Source organism: Mycobacterium sp. E3251 (assembly GCF_001666835.1).
Lineage (GTDB): Bacteria > Actinomycetota > Actinomycetes > Mycobacteriales > Mycobacteriaceae > Mycobacterium.
On sequence record NZ_LZJF01000034.1, the window covers coordinates 53,415 to 67,894 of the forward strand.

The 14,480-nt window shown below is 66.1% G+C and carries 12 protein-coding genes and 2 tRNA genes; 7 read left to right on the forward strand and 7 right to left on the reverse strand.

Annotated features, from left to right (window positions below; all coding sequences use genetic code 11):
* The first annotated feature begins 1 nt into the window (after position 1).
* Positions 2-1,327 carry a dipeptidase gene (locus tag A5697_RS04520; protein WP_068008379.1) on the forward strand — a complete coding sequence of 442 codons (1,326 nt, stop codon included), beginning with the start codon at positions 2-4 and terminating at the stop codon, positions 1,325-1,327.
* A gap of 25 nt (positions 1,328-1,352) precedes the next feature.
* Here the strand turns inward: A5697_RS04520 and A5697_RS04525 are convergent, their stop codons facing one another.
* Complete coding sequence (locus tag A5697_RS04525; protein ID WP_068008382.1) at positions 1,353-1,856, reverse strand: DUF3060 domain-containing protein; 504 nt, start codon at positions 1,854-1,856, stop codon at positions 1,353-1,355.
* A gap of 70 nt (positions 1,857-1,926) precedes the next feature.
* Positions 1,927-2,214, reverse strand: a complete 288-nt coding sequence (locus tag A5697_RS27965) for a hypothetical protein (protein WP_068121218.1) — start codon at positions 2,212-2,214, stop codon at positions 1,927-1,929.
* Between the two features lie 184 nt (positions 2,215-2,398).
* Here A5697_RS27965 and A5697_RS27970 point away from each other — a divergent pair, with 184 nt between their 5' ends.
* Complete coding sequence (locus A5697_RS27970; protein ID WP_068008384.1) at positions 2,399-2,755, forward strand: MmpS family transport accessory protein; 357 nt, start codon at positions 2,399-2,401, stop codon at positions 2,753-2,755.
* An 18-nt stretch (positions 2,756-2,773) separates the two neighbouring features.
* Here the strand turns inward: A5697_RS27970 and bcp are convergent, their stop codons facing one another.
* Positions 2,774-3,247, reverse strand: coding sequence for a thioredoxin-dependent thiol peroxidase (gene bcp / locus A5697_RS04535; RefSeq protein ID WP_067947079.1), 474 nt, complete (start codon positions 3,245-3,247; stop codon positions 2,774-2,776).
* Between the two features lie 98 nt (positions 3,248-3,345).
* Between bcp and A5697_RS04540 the strand changes: the two genes are divergently transcribed.
* Positions 3,346-3,573 (forward strand): DUF3618 domain-containing protein, encoded by a 228-nt coding sequence (locus A5697_RS04540; protein WP_067947172.1) that lies wholly within the window; start codon positions 3,346-3,348, stop codon positions 3,571-3,573.
* 4 nt (positions 3,574-3,577) lie between these two features.
* Here the strand turns inward: A5697_RS04540 and A5697_RS04545 are convergent, their stop codons facing one another.
* Positions 3,578-5,320 (reverse strand): DUF3556 domain-containing protein, encoded by a 1,743-nt coding sequence (locus A5697_RS04545; RefSeq protein ID WP_068008386.1) that lies wholly within the window; start codon positions 5,318-5,320, stop codon positions 3,578-3,580.
* Positions 5,321-6,646: 1,326 nt separating this feature from the next.
* Between A5697_RS04545 and A5697_RS04550 the strand changes: the two genes are divergently transcribed.
* A complete protein-coding gene (locus tag A5697_RS04550; RefSeq protein ID WP_068008388.1) occupies positions 6,647-7,783 on the forward strand; it encodes a cytochrome P450 in 1,137 nt (378 codons plus the stop codon).
* Between the two features lie 115 nt (positions 7,784-7,898).
* Here the strand turns inward: A5697_RS04550 and A5697_RS04555 are convergent.
* Both A5697_RS04555 and A5697_RS04560 read right to left on the reverse strand, forming a co-directional pair.
* Positions 7,899-7,974, reverse strand: a tRNA-Lys gene (locus A5697_RS04555).
* A 157-nt stretch (positions 7,975-8,131) separates the two neighbouring features.
* Positions 8,132-9,370: a GNAT family N-acetyltransferase gene (locus A5697_RS04560; protein WP_068008393.1), complete on the reverse strand. Its 1,239-nt coding sequence runs from the start codon at positions 9,368-9,370 to the stop codon at positions 8,132-8,134.
* A gap of 211 nt (positions 9,371-9,581) precedes the next feature.
* Between A5697_RS04560 and A5697_RS04565 the strand changes: the two genes are divergently transcribed.
* The 3 genes from A5697_RS04565 (at position 9,582) to A5697_RS04575 (ending at position 14,272) form a co-directional block, all read left to right on the forward strand.
* On the forward strand, positions 9,582-11,939 hold the full coding sequence (locus A5697_RS04565) for an MMPL family transporter (RefSeq protein ID WP_068008474.1): 2,358 nt from the start codon (positions 9,582-9,584) through the stop codon (positions 11,937-11,939).
* 66 nt (positions 11,940-12,005) lie between these two features.
* Complete coding sequence (locus A5697_RS04570) at positions 12,006-12,911, forward strand: DMT family transporter (protein WP_068008395.1); 906 nt, start codon at positions 12,006-12,008, stop codon at positions 12,909-12,911.
* A gap of 149 nt (positions 12,912-13,060) precedes the next feature.
* The gene (locus tag A5697_RS04575; RefSeq protein WP_067947071.1) at positions 13,061-14,272 is read left to right on the forward strand and encodes an Ig-like domain-containing protein; all 1,212 of its coding nucleotides are present in this window, start codon (positions 13,061-13,063) and stop codon (positions 14,270-14,272) included.
* A 127-nt stretch (positions 14,273-14,399) separates the two neighbouring features.
* Here A5697_RS04575 and A5697_RS04580 read toward each other — a convergent pair.
* Positions 14,400-14,475, reverse strand: a tRNA-His gene (locus tag A5697_RS04580).
* Between the last annotated feature and the right edge of the window lie 5 nt (positions 14,476-14,480).

Genomic DNA, 14,480 nt, shown 5'->3' on the forward strand with positions numbered 1-14,480 from the left:
CATGAGCGATCTTGTCGAACGCGTCCGCGAGGTGTTGCCGTCGGTGCGCCGCGACCTCGACGACTTGGTGCGCATCGAATCGGTGTGGGCCGACCCGGCCCGGCGCGACCAGGTGCACCGCAGCGCGCGGGCAGTGGCGGACCTGTTGGCGCAGGCCGGATTTGGTGATGTGCGGATCGTCAGCGAGGACGGCGCCCCCGCGGTCATCGCACGGCATCCCGCACCGCCGGGCGCGCCGACCGTGCTGCTGTATGCCCACCACGACGTGCAGCCCGAAGGCGATGCCGGCCAGTGGGCGTCGCCGCCCTTCGAGCCCACCGAACGCCACGGGCGGCTCTACGGCCGCGGCAGCGCCGACGACAAGGCCGGCATTGCAACGCATTTGGCGGCGTTCCGGGCGCACGGCGGTCAACCGCCGGTCGGTGTGACCGTCTTCGTCGAGGGTGAAGAGGAATCCGGCTCGCCGTCGTTGGGCCGCTTGCTGGCTGCTCACCGCGACGCGCTGGCCGCCGACGTGATCGTCATCGCCGACTCGGACAATTGGAGCACCGACATTCCTGCGCTCACGGTTTCGCTGCGTGGCCTGGTCGACTGCGTCGTCGAGGTAGCCACGCTCGATCACGGCCTGCACTCCGGTATTTGGGGCGGCGTGGTCCCCGATGCGCTGAGCGTGCTGGTGCGGCTGCTGGCGAGCCTGCACGACGACGACGGCAACGTGGCCGTAGCCGGCCTGCACGAAAGTGCCGCCGCCGCGGTGGATTACCCGCCCGAACGGGTCCGCGCCGATTCCGGGCTGCTGGACGGGGTGTCCGAGATCGGCTCGGGTTCGGCGCCCCAGCGGCTGTGGGCCAAGCCCGCGATCACCGTGATCGGCATCGACACCACGCCCATCGAGAAGGCGTCGAACACGCTGATTCCGCGGGCCCGCGCCAAGATCAGCATGCGGGTCGCGCCGGGCGGCGACGGCGAGGCGCACCTGGACGCGTTGACGTCGCATCTGCAAAAACATGTTCCGTGGGGCGCGCGGGTCAACATCACCCGCGGCGACATCGGCGAGCCCTACGCCATCGAGGCCAGCGGCCCGGTGTACGACGCGGCGCGGGCTGCGTTCCGGCAGGCGTGGGGGACCGAGCCCATCGACATGGGCATGGGCGGCTCGATCCCGTTCATCGCCGAGTTCGCCGACGCGTTCCCACAAGCCAAGATCCTGGTCACCGGCGTCGAGGATCCCGGCACCCAGGCGCACAGCATCAACGAGAGTTTGCACCTGGGTGTGCTGGAACGCGCCGCCATAGCCGAGGCGCTGCTGCTGGCCAACCTGGCTTGACGACGGCCCCTACGGACGAACCGCTTCACCGTCGCTGGGCTACGGCGTTGTTGTTTCCCGTCTTTTCGATCTTCGGTGAGCCCGAGTGGTAGGTCACCGCGTTGTCGTCGCCGAAAACGTCGATGGTGTCGGCGCTGTCGGCGGCCACGTGGTTCCCGCTGCCGAAGATCTCGAGCCGTTCGCAGTGGCCGGTGACGGTGTAGGTGTTGTTGTCGCCGTCCAGCTTCAGGTCGCCGTTGTTGCAGTCGATCGTGTCCTTGGCGCCGCTATTGATCATCACCAGATTCCCCTGCACGGTGGTGCCGGCGTGACTCAAGAAAAATGCGACCGCCACCGCCGCCACGACCGCGCACATCCCGAGGATCAACTTTCCTCGCGGCGTATTCGCGAGTTTCGCCAGGTCGCCGAAATTGCCTGGGCCGCCGAACTGTCCGGCGCTGGACGCCTCGAACGGCTGCGGCGCGCCCGGCGACCTGCCCGAGCCGTGCTCAAGGTCGCGAATGTATTGCTCGGGGTCGTCCGCGTCCACGGCTAAATGATCCGCCTCGGCCCGCGCAGAGTGCAATGGTCGTCCCTGATCACCGGCGTCGGCCTGACCGTTACGGCCAGGGGAAGCCGGGTGACGGTGGGGGCACCTCGGACGGGTCAGCTTCCCGGAAGTGATACACCGGGCCCGACGGGGTGCTGTCAGTGGTCACCGCAAACCAATGACAAACACTCAGGTCGAAGCCGGGCGGTATCGGAACCGTGTATCCCCATTTCTGGCCGGGGCAGTAATGCCAGTAGGACGGCGTAGCTTGGGCGGGCGCGGCCAAGCCCATGGTGGCCGCCACTACGGCGCCAGAAATCATCGCCGTCGCGATGATCCGCCCGAGTGGTGTATTCATTCCAGAATCCTTTGCTGCCGATCGCGCCGTACGCTACGGCGAATCACTTGCGAAATTCTTGACGTTCGCTTGCGGCTACCGATCCCAACCTTCGTATTGGGCTCGGGGCTGCCGTGGTGTGAAGTTGCCGGGAGGCCACGACGAGTGCAAAGTACGGGTCAGCGGGGGCAGAAGGGAGCAACTGATGAAGGCGCAGTTTTCCGCGGTCTCCGCACTAGTGGTCTCAGCGTCGCTGATGACCGCACCGGGTGCGGTCGCCGCGCCGGGCGATGCGGTCGTGTACACCGTGACCTCGGACGCCCCGTTGGCGGCGGTGTCCTACATAGACGCGACGGGCCAAATGCAGATTGTCACCAATCAGCCCGTGCCCTGGTCTCTTTCGTTCACCAGCAAGGACACCAGTTCCCCGGCGGTCCTGACCGTCGCGGCGAACCCAACCGGTCAAAAGACGACCTGCACGATCACCGTCAACGGGTCGGTGAAGGACACCAAGACCACGACGGGCACGGGTGAAGCCGGCCTGGCACAGTGCGCCGCGTAACCGAGTAACGCTGGCGGTTCAGACGGAAAGGTCGCGGCGCAGTTTGGCGACGTGGCCGGTGGCCTTGACGTTGTACTGCGCGACGGCGATCTTGCCCTTCTCGTCGACCACGAAGGTCGAACGGATCACGCCCTGCACGGTCTTGCCGTACATCTGCTTCTCGCCGTAGGCGCCCCAGGCCGTCAGCACCTTGCGGTCGGGATCCGACAGCAACGGGAACGTCAGCTTTTCCGCGTCGCGGAACTTCGCGAGTTTCTCCGGCTTGTCGGGGGAGATGCCGACGACCTCCAGACCGGCGTCGCTGAGTTCGTGCAGGTTGTCGCGGAAGTCGCAGGCCTGCTTGGTGCAGCCGGGCGTCGAGGCCGCCGGGTAGAAGTACACGATGACGCGACGCCCCTTGTAGTCGGCCAGCGACACCTTGTTGCCGTCGGCATCGGGCAGGCTGAACGAGGGCGCTTTGTCGCCCGGCGCAAGCCGCGTGGTCTCGGCCAATTTCTGGGCCCCTTTCTGTTCACCGGAGCGTGGGGGTTATCACCAGCTGATCTAGGGTAGTGCGTCAGGTGCATCAGGCCGACTGGGAGGACAGACACGTGGCGGACCGGGACCCCGAGGCCATCAAGCGCGACATCGACGTCGCCCGCGACCAGCTGGCGGCCACCGTCGACACACTCGCCGTGCGGGCCAACCCGCGCCGCCTCGCCGACGACCTGAAGGCGAAGGCGATCGAGTTCGTCAAGAAGCCGGCGGTGACGGTGACTCTGGCCGGCGTCGGTGTCCTCGTGGTCGTGGTGGTGGTGCACCGGGTGCGCAACCGCTGACTCGTCACGCCATGCCGGCGCCCGTGCCGCTTTGCACGTGCACCGGAATGTCGTCGGCCCAGGGCTGCGTCGTGACCATGTCGTCGACGTCGACATAGCCGCGCTCGAACTCGCCGGTCGCCGCGTCGACCAGCCGGTATTCCTGTCGCTGGATGTGGATGGGCTGCGCGTCGAGAATCACCACCCGCACGTCGCCGGGCTGGAATTTGCAGCGCTCCTGGAGCGCCTCGATGAGGCATTCGTTGTGCATGTGCCCGTCGCCGAAGTTCCACCCGAGCACCATCGAGCACAGCACCTCGCCCTCGCAGAGGTTGTAGTCGTCCTCGTCGAATCCGGCCAGCGCGCGGTGCACCAGCGTGAACAGCGCGCGCCCGTGGGTGTTCATCCCCCGAAACGCCATGGCGAGGTGCAGCGGAACCAGGGTGGCCTCTTTGGAGCCGTAGAGGCGCTCGAGCTGCAGGTGTTGCATCGGTCCGAGCGCGCGGGCGCCCGTCCGGAACTTTTCGTCGCATGAGGGCTTGACGCACCACACGGTGGTGTCCCAGTTGCCCGCGTAGTACCGCATGCCGGGCAGAAAGGACACCTTGCGCGGGTAGAGGTTTCCGACGACGACGATCCCGGCGATGACCACGAACAGGATCGCCACCGGCACGGGGTTGGCCAGGTCAGCCAGGCCGAGGCGGGCATGCGCGACGAACAGCGACAACACCCCGAAGATCATGAACACGTTCCACTCCAGGGGGACACCCATCGGGAAGGCCAGCAGGATGTTCAGGTGGAAGACGATCATCACGAACGCGGCGACGGCCGTCGGCCAGCCGCCGTGGGAGAACAGCAGCGCCAGCGGCACCAGGCCCTCCACGGCGGTGGAGAAGTGGGCGATGAAACCCGCTAATGCGCTGGGTCGCAGGTCGTCCGGATAGCGCTTGAACATCGACCGCTTCAGCGGGCCGGAGGGGATGAATGGGTTGTTCGCCAGCATCGTCGAGATCACGAACGGGAAGTGCCGGTTGAGTTTTGACGTGGCGGCCCCCAGCCAGATCACCATGAAGACCACCTTGGCCCCGATGATGGAGTCCGCACCGGCGAACAGGAACACCAGCGCCAGCGGCGCGTAGACCTCGCCGCGAGCGGCCAGGAAGATCACCTTGTCGCGCAGCCCGACGACGGCCAGCACCGCCAGGATCGCGACGGTGTGCCAGGGCGCCAGCACACCAATCTCGGTGTGCAGCGCGGGGATTGGGCCGGTGCCGTCGGACACCAGCGCGATGGCGAGCAACACCAGCAGGGCGCCGTAGAGCGCCGCGTCGACCGGGCTGCGGACGCTGCCCTTGGTCATCGGCACCCGATCGGGCCACGGCGGCAACCGAATGGTGCCCGGCCGCAGCCAGTACAGAATCGATCCCATCGGCGGGAAGTAGCGGCCGGCCAGTGGTCCGAAGCAGCATCCCAGGCCGATGACTTCGAACAGCATCGTGTACAGCACGGCCTTCTCGAACACGATCGGTTCCGACCACCAGGCGGCGACGCCGGTGAAGCTGCCGATGCCCGTCGTGCACCACCCGAACACCCAGCCGCCCAGGATGTACAGCGCGATCTTCACGCCGTACATCACATGCATCACCAGCGGGGTGCCGAAGCCGTTCTCGGCGATGTGGCGCACCATCGGCAAGATCCGCTGGGCGCGGCTCTGCTTGCTCCATTCGGCCATGTCGACGATGGGCAGATTCGGCTGGATGAACCCCATTTGCGGCTCCTTGGACGCGGCTCGTTTCCAGCAAAAAAAGTACCTGAGCGACAGCTACCGCGTGGGGATACGCCGTCGGCAATTTCTTCGGTCACCCTAGACCGGCCGTTGATCTGTGTCCTCCATCCTCCGAATCGCCGGTCGTTGCTTTGCGGCGGTGTTGCGTAGCCCGTGCGGCGTCGCCTAAATCGCGTGCAGCGCAGCTGATGCCAAGGACATTGGTTCCTTGACGCACCGCGTGAGAAACAACGTCAGTCGGCCGAATGTGTATGCGCACAAGCTTGTTGCGGTGAACCCGTCGGCCAGCTCTGCTGTGTTCCTGTGCATCCCGGCTGCCGAGCGGGTGGCAAACGACGCCGGCTGAAGTGGTTATGAGCTACCGGCAAATCGAACAATCAAGAAGGCAACAAACACCGGACTTTGATCGTTTTCACAGCTCACTGGTGGCTAGCGCTCAAGTCTGGTCTTGTACAGTCCTGCCACTGTGGGGCATGCGAGCGCTCTGAAGACTCGACGAAGGCAGTCGATCGTCGCAGCCGTCACAGCGCTGAGCTTGTTCACTGCCTTGATCGCGGGATCGTGCCTGCGTCCCCAACTAGCGGCGGGTTCGCTTCCCGAGCCGGCGGCATGGACACACGAAACCCACAGTCCCCAAACGCATGTCGGCCAGGTCCAGCCTGCTGCGGCCCCAATCATCAGCCGTCGGGACCATGGCCTATCGCCCGGCTCCACACCAACGGACAAAAAGCCGTTCCACAGCATGTGGATGACGCGAGACCGACCGGCCAGTTGGCCGTCCATCTCACCGGAGTCTGGCCGGCTGGCTCCGCTGACTTCTCCTGCCGCGCCACGGTATCCCGCCTGCTGCGCACAGCGGGTGGCGCCGACGGTCGTTCCCGGCGGCCGAGACCTCTTGACCAGGTTCTGCATCAGCCGATCCTGAGGGCTTGGCTCTGGGCCTTCGTGCGCCTGGCTAGGCCGGTGATACCAACGCGCCCACCGACTTGCCGTGACGCCGCGGCTTCGACGCGGCGAAGCACCACATGAGATCTGCGGGGTCGTGCTGAATCACCCGCAGGTGTAGCGGCTTCCGCCGTTCGGTCAACCATTGCGACGCCCTGAGCGCCGCCATTTCGCCGGCCTCCCCTCCTTAGAAAACGTCATGTCTTTAGGCGCAACTCAGCCCTCTCCCGTGCGCCAGGAAGGTTCACAATGAATTCGTCTGCAACAGAGCGCATTTCAGGATGTATCCACTCGAGTAGCGCACTTGATGTAAACCGGCCAGAACAATTCCACCTACCGCGGCTGGAACATTCGACGTTGCCGATGGCCGCTGACCGGGGCGTCGGATGGAAGGTGTTGCGGGACGCGGGGCCGGTCGTGTACATGAACGGCACCTATTACCTGACCCGTCGCGAAGACGTGCTGGCAGCCTTATGCCAACCCAACCTCTTCTCGGCGCATTTGGCGCTTCAACCTCCGGGCTGCCCCGTGCCGGTGCTGCCGTCGGCGTTCGACCCTCCCGAGCACACCCGCTACCGCAAAATTTTGCAACCGCACTTCAGCCCGCACGCCCTGACCAAGTTCCGGCCCGTGATGGAGCGCCACGCCGTTGACATGATCGCTGGCCTCGCTGGCCGTGGTGGGTGCGAGGCGATGGCCGACTTCGCGCGCCTCTACCCGTACCAGGTGTTCATAGATCTTTACGGGCTGCCGCTGGAAGACCGGGATCGCGTGATCGGGTGGAAAGACACGGCCGTGGACGGCAAGTCTGGGGGGAACGAGCTCTTGACGTATTTCACCGAAACCATTCAGCATCGCCGGCGGAACCCGGGATCGGACCTGCTGTCGCAGGTGATGACCGGACCGGGCGAACTGAGTGATCTCGAGCTAATCGGCATGAGCCTCCTGCTGGTTTTGTCCGGTTTGGACACCGTGTCCGCGGCGATCGGGTTCTCGTTGTTCGAATTGGCGCGCCGGCCGCAGCTGCGCAGAGAGCTTCGTAACCAACCGGAGCGGGTCAAGTTCTTCATTGAAGAGATCGTCCGACTGGAGCCCGCAGCCCCGCTGGCGGCGCGGGTTACAACCGCCTTCGTCAACGTGGGCGGGATGACACTCCCTCCTGGCACGCCCGTGGGGCTGTGCACAGCGGCGATCAACCGCGACGGCAGCGACGAGGCTTCGACGGACGAATTGGTCATGGACGGAAAGGTGCACCGACACTGGGGATTCGGGGGCGGGCCGCACCGCTGCATAGGATCACATTTGGCACGAATCGAGCTGACGATCGTTGTCGACGAGTGGCTGAAGCAGATCCCCGACTTCGAAGCGCCGCACGGGTACATCCCGGAGATCAAGTTCCCTTCGAAGAGCTTTGCGCTCAGGTCGCTGCCGTTGACCTGGCCTGAGCCGGCCGGCTCTGCGACCGCGACCGGCTCAAGTGCTGCTCCGGAGGCCTCATAGACGAGCACCCGGCCGTCGGCACCTGCCAGAGGGAGGGGCATGCACGTCCGACCGACCCGGTGCCGCGCAGATGCATCGATGCTGGTGAGGAGCGGCACGAGCTCGAAGACGTCTGTGGTGCGCCGTCAGGGTTTCGAACCCCGGACCCGCTGATTAAGAGTCAGCTGCTCTACCAACTGAGCTAACGGCGCTTTCGGCGGTCGAGACCGCGTACGCGACAATAACAGGCGTCCTGCCGCGGCGTGAAATCCCCAGAATCCCTTCCATCATAGCCGCCGAGGGGATGGTAGGCCCCGCCTGGACGCTCCGGTGCCCTCGACCGACGAAATGACCTGCGGCGCAGCGTACTCAGAACAGCGTTCCGCAGAACGGTGCCCGGTCGGTGCTGAAGGCGGCATCCAGATCGGGTATCGCACCCGGCCGCAGTTCCGTGATCCGGCCCGCCCGGAGGAGTTCAGAGGCGCTGTGCGCGCCCATGTAGATCGTGGCCAGATCGGCAAGACCGATCTTGACGTCGACGGGCCCGTCATGCGGCGTGCACTTTCCGACGCCGTCGCGCGCCTGTAGCAGGAAACGGCCGCCGGCCAGGCCCAGCGGGTCGTCGGCTTCCAGCGCGATCTCGATGTCGGCGGCGTAGGCCCGGGTACCGAGCACCTCGGCCACGTCGTTGATCCGCACCCAGAGGAAGTCGTTCACGCCGGTGGTTTCCGCGGCCCGGGGGTCGGTGAGCTTGAGCGGCAGCGGATCATCGACCGGCACGTCGATCTCAACCGTGTCGAACATCTCCAAGACCAACAATGTCTGAAGCAGCTCGGTGTGAGCCTCGTCGGTGATGGGGCAGAAGTCCTCGACGACCACCGTCCCCAACGGCGGTCGGTAGCCGTGGTTCGAGTCGCCGACCACGCGGTATGTCAGGAAGCCGTCCGGATGGATGGTGTAGTTCAACGCGGTTCCGTTTCCGCGCTGCGTCGGCCGGTCCTCCAAATAGTCTGCCCACCAAGCGTCGTCGCGGTCGACGGCGCCAGACGTCGTGTCGCACCAGCGTTGGTAGATTTCCGGCACAAGGCTTTTCGCTTCGTCAGGGCCGATCTCGCGAGCCCGCATCTCGCTCGGTTTGTCTCGCAGCTTCGCGAAGCGGCGGTCGACGGAGTAGCTGCGGAGGTAGCTCGCGACACCCGCACCGAAGCCGTCGTACATCGCGGTCTGGGTCGGCGCCCCGAAGACGATCGGATAGCCGCGCTCGATGAGAATCCCCAGCCCCTGTGCGCTGAGCTGCCCCCACACTCCCTTGCCCTGATGCGTTGACGCGACGGCGATCATCGTCAACCATGCGGCTCGTAACCTGGCGCCGCCCGGCACCGTCAGCTGCGTGGGGTAGATGATGGACGACCCGACCAAGAATGACCGTTGCGGATCGGAGAAGTCCTCGGCGACCAGCATGTTGTCGACGTCGACGCGGCGTTTCCACGCTTCGATATCGCGCTGGTCAATGGGATCGCCGAAAGTGCGAGCCTGATTCGCGAATATCGCCGGCAGATCCTGTTCCGTGGGATGTCTCGTCTTGATGGCGTTGTCCGTCGCGTTCATCGTCATCCAATCCGCTTATCGCCCAGCCAGAACGGCGCTCGCACAGCGAATGGCTCACTGGATGCGCCCCTTTCGTTCGATACCCGAGTGCTGGATTGCCAAACGTCGCCGGCGGTCCGGTCGGTACGGGCAATCGGCGCAGCGGGTGGGTTAGTCGGCATCGTTCGGGTATAGGGGGTACGGCCGGGGATTAGCGATGAAGGGACCGAGGATGCTGCATGCACTGACCCGCCTCGCCATCGCCGCACCGCGCCGCATCCTCGCGCTCGCCGCTTTGGTGCTGGTTGGGGCCGCGGTCTTCGGTATTCCGGTCATCAACAGCCTGTCGGGCGGGGGCTTTCAGGACCCGACTTCTGAGTCCGCGCAGGCGACCAACGTGCTTCGTGACAAGTTCAATCAAACCGATCAGCAGATGCTCATCGTGGTGACCGCCCCGGCAGGTGTCCAAAGCAATCAGGCGCGCCAGGTCGGCACCGACATCGTCGACCACCTGCGACGATCGCCGTGGGTGCTGAACGTGTCCTCGGCGTGGACGTCTGCACCGCAGGCCGCCGCCCAGCTGGTCAGCAAGGACCAGAAGTCGGGGATGGTGGTGGCCGGCCTGAAGGGCGGGGAGAACGACGCCCAGAAGTACGCCAGCCGGCTCACCGACGAATTGGTGCACGACCGCGACGGTGTGACAGTCCGCGCCGGGGGCATGGCCGTGGCGTATGCGCAGATCAACGATCAGAACGAGCGCGACCTGCTGTTGATGGAGTCGATCGCGATCCCGCTGAGCTTCGCGGTGCTGGTCTGGGTGTTGGGCGGCGTGGTCGCGGCGGCGCTGCCGATTGTGCTGGGCGCCCTCGCCATCGTCTGCACCATGTCGGTGTTGCGGCTGATCACCTTCGCGACCGATGTGTCGACGTATGCGCTGGACCTGAGCATCGCGATGGGACTTGCCCTGGCGATCGACTACAACCTGCTGATCATCAGTCGTTTCCGTGAGGAGCTGGCGCGCAGCGGCGACCGGGAGCGGGCGTTGGTGCGGACCATGGCCACCGCGGGGCGGACGGTGCTGTTCTCCGCCACCACCGTGGGCGGGTCGATGGCGGTGATGGCGGTGTTCCCGATGTCGTTCTTGAAGTCGTCGGCGTACACCATCGTGGCCACCGCGGCGATAGTGGCGATCGCTTCCGTTGTGGTCACCCCGGCGGCGATCGCGCTGCTGGGCTCCCGGCTGGATTCGCTGGACGGCCGCCGGGTGCTGCATCGCGTCCTGCACGGGCAACGGTCGTTCCGCGATCATGCGCACAAGCCGCTCGAGCAGCAGTTCTGGTATCGGTCGACGAGGTTCGTGTTGCGCCACGCCCTGCCGGTCGGGCTGAGCGTCGTTGCGCTGATGCTGCTGCTGGGGGTTCCGTTCCTGGGCGTGAAGTGGGGCTTTCCCGACGAGCGCGTGCTGCCGCCGTCGGCGTCGGCCCGTCAGGTCGCCGACATGCTGGACAACGATTTCGGCAACGGAATGGGGACCGGGGTCACCGTCGTGGTACCCGACGCCCGCGGTGCGGGCCCCGCCGACCTGGACCGCTATGCCGCCGAGCTGTCGCGCGTGCGCGACGTGTCAGCGGTCAGCGCGCCGACGGGGACGTTCATCGCCGGGAACCGGGCCGGCCCGCCGGCCGCGCCCGCCGGCGCCGCCAACGGCAGCGCGTTCTTCACCGTGACCAGCACCGCGCCCCTCTATTCGCAAGCCTCGAACACGCAGCTGGACCAACTGCACAAGGTCGCCGGCCCGGCGGGACGCTCGGTGCAGATGACCGGGCTGGCCCAGATCAACCGCGACAGCGTCGGCGCGATCACCAAGCGGCTGCCCATCGTGTTCGGTCTGATCGCCCTCATCACCTTCACGCTGTTGTTCCTGCTGACTGGCAGCGCGGTGCTGCCGCTGCAGGCGCTGGTGTGCAACCTGCTGTCGCTCACGGCCGCATTCGGGGCCATGGTGTGGATCTTCCAGGACGGCAATTTGGGCGCGCTGGGGACCACGCCCAACGGGACTTTGAACGCCAACATCCCGGTGCTGTTGTTCTGTATCGCCTTCGGGCTGGCGATGGATTACGAGGTGTTCCTCGTCTCGCGGATCCACGAATACTGGCTGGCGTCGCAAGCGATTCAGGAGACACCGCCGACGGCCGCGGAGGCGCGCGCCGCCACCGACGAAAGCACGGCCCTGGGCATCGCCGGCATCGGTCGCGTCGTCACCACCGCGGCGCTGGTGATGTCGATCTCGTTCGCCGCGTTGATCCCCGCGCACGTGTCGTTCATGCGAATGCTCGGTCTCGGCCTGACACTCGCCGTGCTGGCCGACGCCACGCTCGTGCGGATGGTCCTGGTGCCCGCGGCCATCCATCTGCTCGGCCGGTGGACCTGGTGGGCGCCGAAACCGCTGGCGTGGCTGCGAGAGCGGTCCGAGACCGGTGAGGAGGCTGCCGCCGCGGTGGGGCGGCGCCGATGGGACGACGACGTACCCGAGCCGCAACGGCCCTCGATCCGGAGGTGGCCCACCAAAGCCGCGACGTACCGTGGCTAATGGATCGGATTGCGTTGTAAAGCAACGGTATTCGCGTCGACCCCGTCCGGCGTGGACGGAGTGCCGATGACGGCCAATACGGAAATCGCCGCCCTGCTCGCGCTGAGTTCCGCGCTGTGCGTCGCGGTCGGCGACGTGCTGCAGCAACGTGCGGCGCACTGCATCGAGGACCGGTCGGTCGGCCACGTCGAACTGTTCGCCAGCCTGCTACGCAACCGGCGATGGTGGTGGGGCGCGCTGCTGCTCGCCGGGAGCGTCGGGTTGCAGGCGGCCGCGCTGGGCCAGGGTTCGGTGTTGCTGGTGCAGGCGCTGCTGATGTTTTCGCTGCTGTTCGCGCTGCCGATCAATGCGCGGTTATTCCACCGCAGGGTGACCGGGGCCGAGTGGATGTGGGCCGGCCTGCTTACCGCCGCGGTGACCGTGGTCGTCGTTGTCGGCAATCCGCAGGCGGGCCGTGCTTCCGCGCCGCTTGGAACCTGGCTCGTGGTGGCCGCCGTGCTCGGGCCGCTCTTGGTGGCCTGCGTCGTGGCCGGCCGCATCTGGGGCGGTGCCGCGGCCGCGGTCCTGTTCGCCCTTGTCTCCGGTTCGCTGTGGGGCATCTTTGCGGTGCTCGCCAAGGAGGTCGTCGCCCGGCTCGGCGATGGCGGATGGGCACTGATCCGGGCCCCCGAGTTCTACGCCGCGATCCTGGTCATCGTGGGCGGTGTGGCCTGGAGCCAGTCGGCGTTCCGGGCCGGCCCGTTGACCGCGTCGATGCCCACCCTCGAGGTGTCCCAGCCGGTCGTCGGGGCAGCGCTGGGTGTCCTTGTGCTCGACGAGACGCTGGACGCGGGCCGCGCCGGGATGATCGCCTTGGCGGCGGCCGTCCTGGTGATGGCGGCGGCCATCGTCAAGCTCGCGCGTGTCGAAGCCGCCTCGACCCGCGATCGCGTCGAGGCAGAACTCCACGACGCGGTCGATCAGCCGGCCTGACGGCCCCCTGAAATGGCCTGACGGCGCGATTCGTCACGATCGCATGACACCGGATAGCGGACACCCCGAGGGCGGCACGCGCGCGCCCAAAAACCCATTACAATTCATGCACTGTTTCTGGTCAGCGGTGACCAACTACATCAAATTTCATGGAAGGTCGCCCGATGACGCCTTTGCGCAAACGACGGTCGTGGCTGGCTGCCGCGATCGCTTCGGTTGCTGTGTTCGGCGTTGCCTGCGGCGGTGGCAACACCGCGGCACCGCAGAAGGTGATCTTCGACAAGGGCACTCCGTTCGCTGATCTGCTCGTCCCGAAGCTCACCGCCTCGGTGACCGACGGCGCCGTCGGCGTCACCGTCGATTCGCCGGTGACGGTAAGCGTCGCGGACGGCGTCCTCGCATCGGTCACTATGGTCAACGAGAACGGCAGGTCGATCAGCGGCCAACTCAGCCCCGACGGGCTGCGCTGGTCGACCACCGAGCAGCTCGGCTACAACCGGCGCTACACGCTGAGCGCCAAAGCGCTCGGCATGGGTGGCGCGGCGAATCGGCAGATGACCTTCCAGACCAGCTCGCCCGCCCACCTGACCATGCCGTACGTCAACCCGGGCGACGGCGATGTGGTCGGCGTGGGCGAGCCAGTGGCGATCCGCTTCGACGAAAACATCGCCAACCGCGCCGCGGCGCAGAAAGCCATCACGATCACCACGAACCCACCCGTGGAGGGTGCGTTCTACTGGCTAAACAATCGTGAAGTACGTTGGCGCCCAGAGCATTTCTGGAAGTCGGGAACGACGGTCGATGTGGCGGTCAACACCTACGGGGTCGACCTGGGTGACGGGATGTTCGGCGAGGACAGCGTCAAGACCCACTTCACCATTGGCGACGAGGTCATTTCGACGGCCGATGACACCACCAAGACGGTGACCGTGCGCGTCAACGGCGAAGTGGTCAAGACCATGCCGACGTCGATGGGTAAGGACAGCACGCCGACCGCCAACGGGTTCTACATCATCGGCGGCCGGTTCAAGCACATCATCATGGATTCGTCGACGTACGGCGTTCCGGTCAACTCGCCCAACGGATATCGCACCGAAGTCGACTGGGCCACCCAGATGTCCTACAGCGGCGTGTTCGTGCACTCGGCGCCGTGGTCGGTCGGCGCGCAAGGGCACACCAACACCAGCCACGGGTGCCTGAACGTGAGCCCCAGCAATGCGGAGTGGTTCTACGACCACAGCAAGAGCGGCGACATCGTCGAAGTCATCAACACCGTGGGGCCGACGCTGCCGGGCACCGAGGGATTGGGTGACTGGAACGTGCCCTGGCCGCAGTGGAAAGCGGGCAACGCCAACACCTGACGTGCGATCACGAACGCGCACCGCCTGGGACCGTCGCCGGCGTCCGGGATCCTCAGCGCGGCGAATCGCGTTTCGCTGGGTCGGTTACGCCCAGGCGGTCGGGAAGCGACAACGCCTTCCGACCGATTGGGGTGGCTGACGGGACTCGAACCCGCGACACCCAGGATCACAACCTGGTGCTCTACCAACTGAACTACAGCCACCATGG

Excerpts from the sequence above, each read along its gene's own strand:
- A5697_RS04565 (WP_068008474.1), top strand. The coding sequence starts at position 9,582 with ATGCTGCATGCACTGACCCGCCTCGCCATCGCCGCACCGCGCCGCATC.
- A5697_RS27965 (WP_068121218.1), bottom strand. The coding sequence starts at position 2,214 with ATGAATACACCACTCGGGCGGATCATCGCGACGGCGATGATTTCTGGC.
- A5697_RS04570 (WP_068008395.1), top strand. The coding sequence starts at position 12,006 with ATGACGGCCAATACGGAAATCGCCGCCCTGCTCGCGCTGAGTTCCGCG.
- A5697_RS04520 (WP_068008379.1), top strand. The coding sequence starts at position 2 with ATGAGCGATCTTGTCGAACGCGTCCGCGAGGTGTTGCCGTCGGTGCGC.
- A5697_RS04545 (WP_068008386.1), bottom strand. The coding sequence starts at position 5,320 with ATGGGGTTCATCCAGCCGAATCTGCCCATCGTCGACATGGCCGAATGG.
- A5697_RS04550 (WP_068008388.1), top strand. The coding sequence starts at position 6,647 with ATGGCCGCTGACCGGGGCGTCGGATGGAAGGTGTTGCGGGACGCGGGG.
- A5697_RS04575 (WP_067947071.1), top strand. The coding sequence starts at position 13,061 with ATGGAAGGTCGCCCGATGACGCCTTTGCGCAAACGACGGTCGTGGCTG.
- A5697_RS04560 (WP_068008393.1), bottom strand. The coding sequence starts at position 9,370 with ATGAACGCGACGGACAACGCCATCAAGACGAGACATCCCACGGAACAG.
- A5697_RS27970 (WP_068008384.1), top strand. The coding sequence starts at position 2,399 with ATGAAGGCGCAGTTTTCCGCGGTCTCCGCACTAGTGGTCTCAGCGTCG.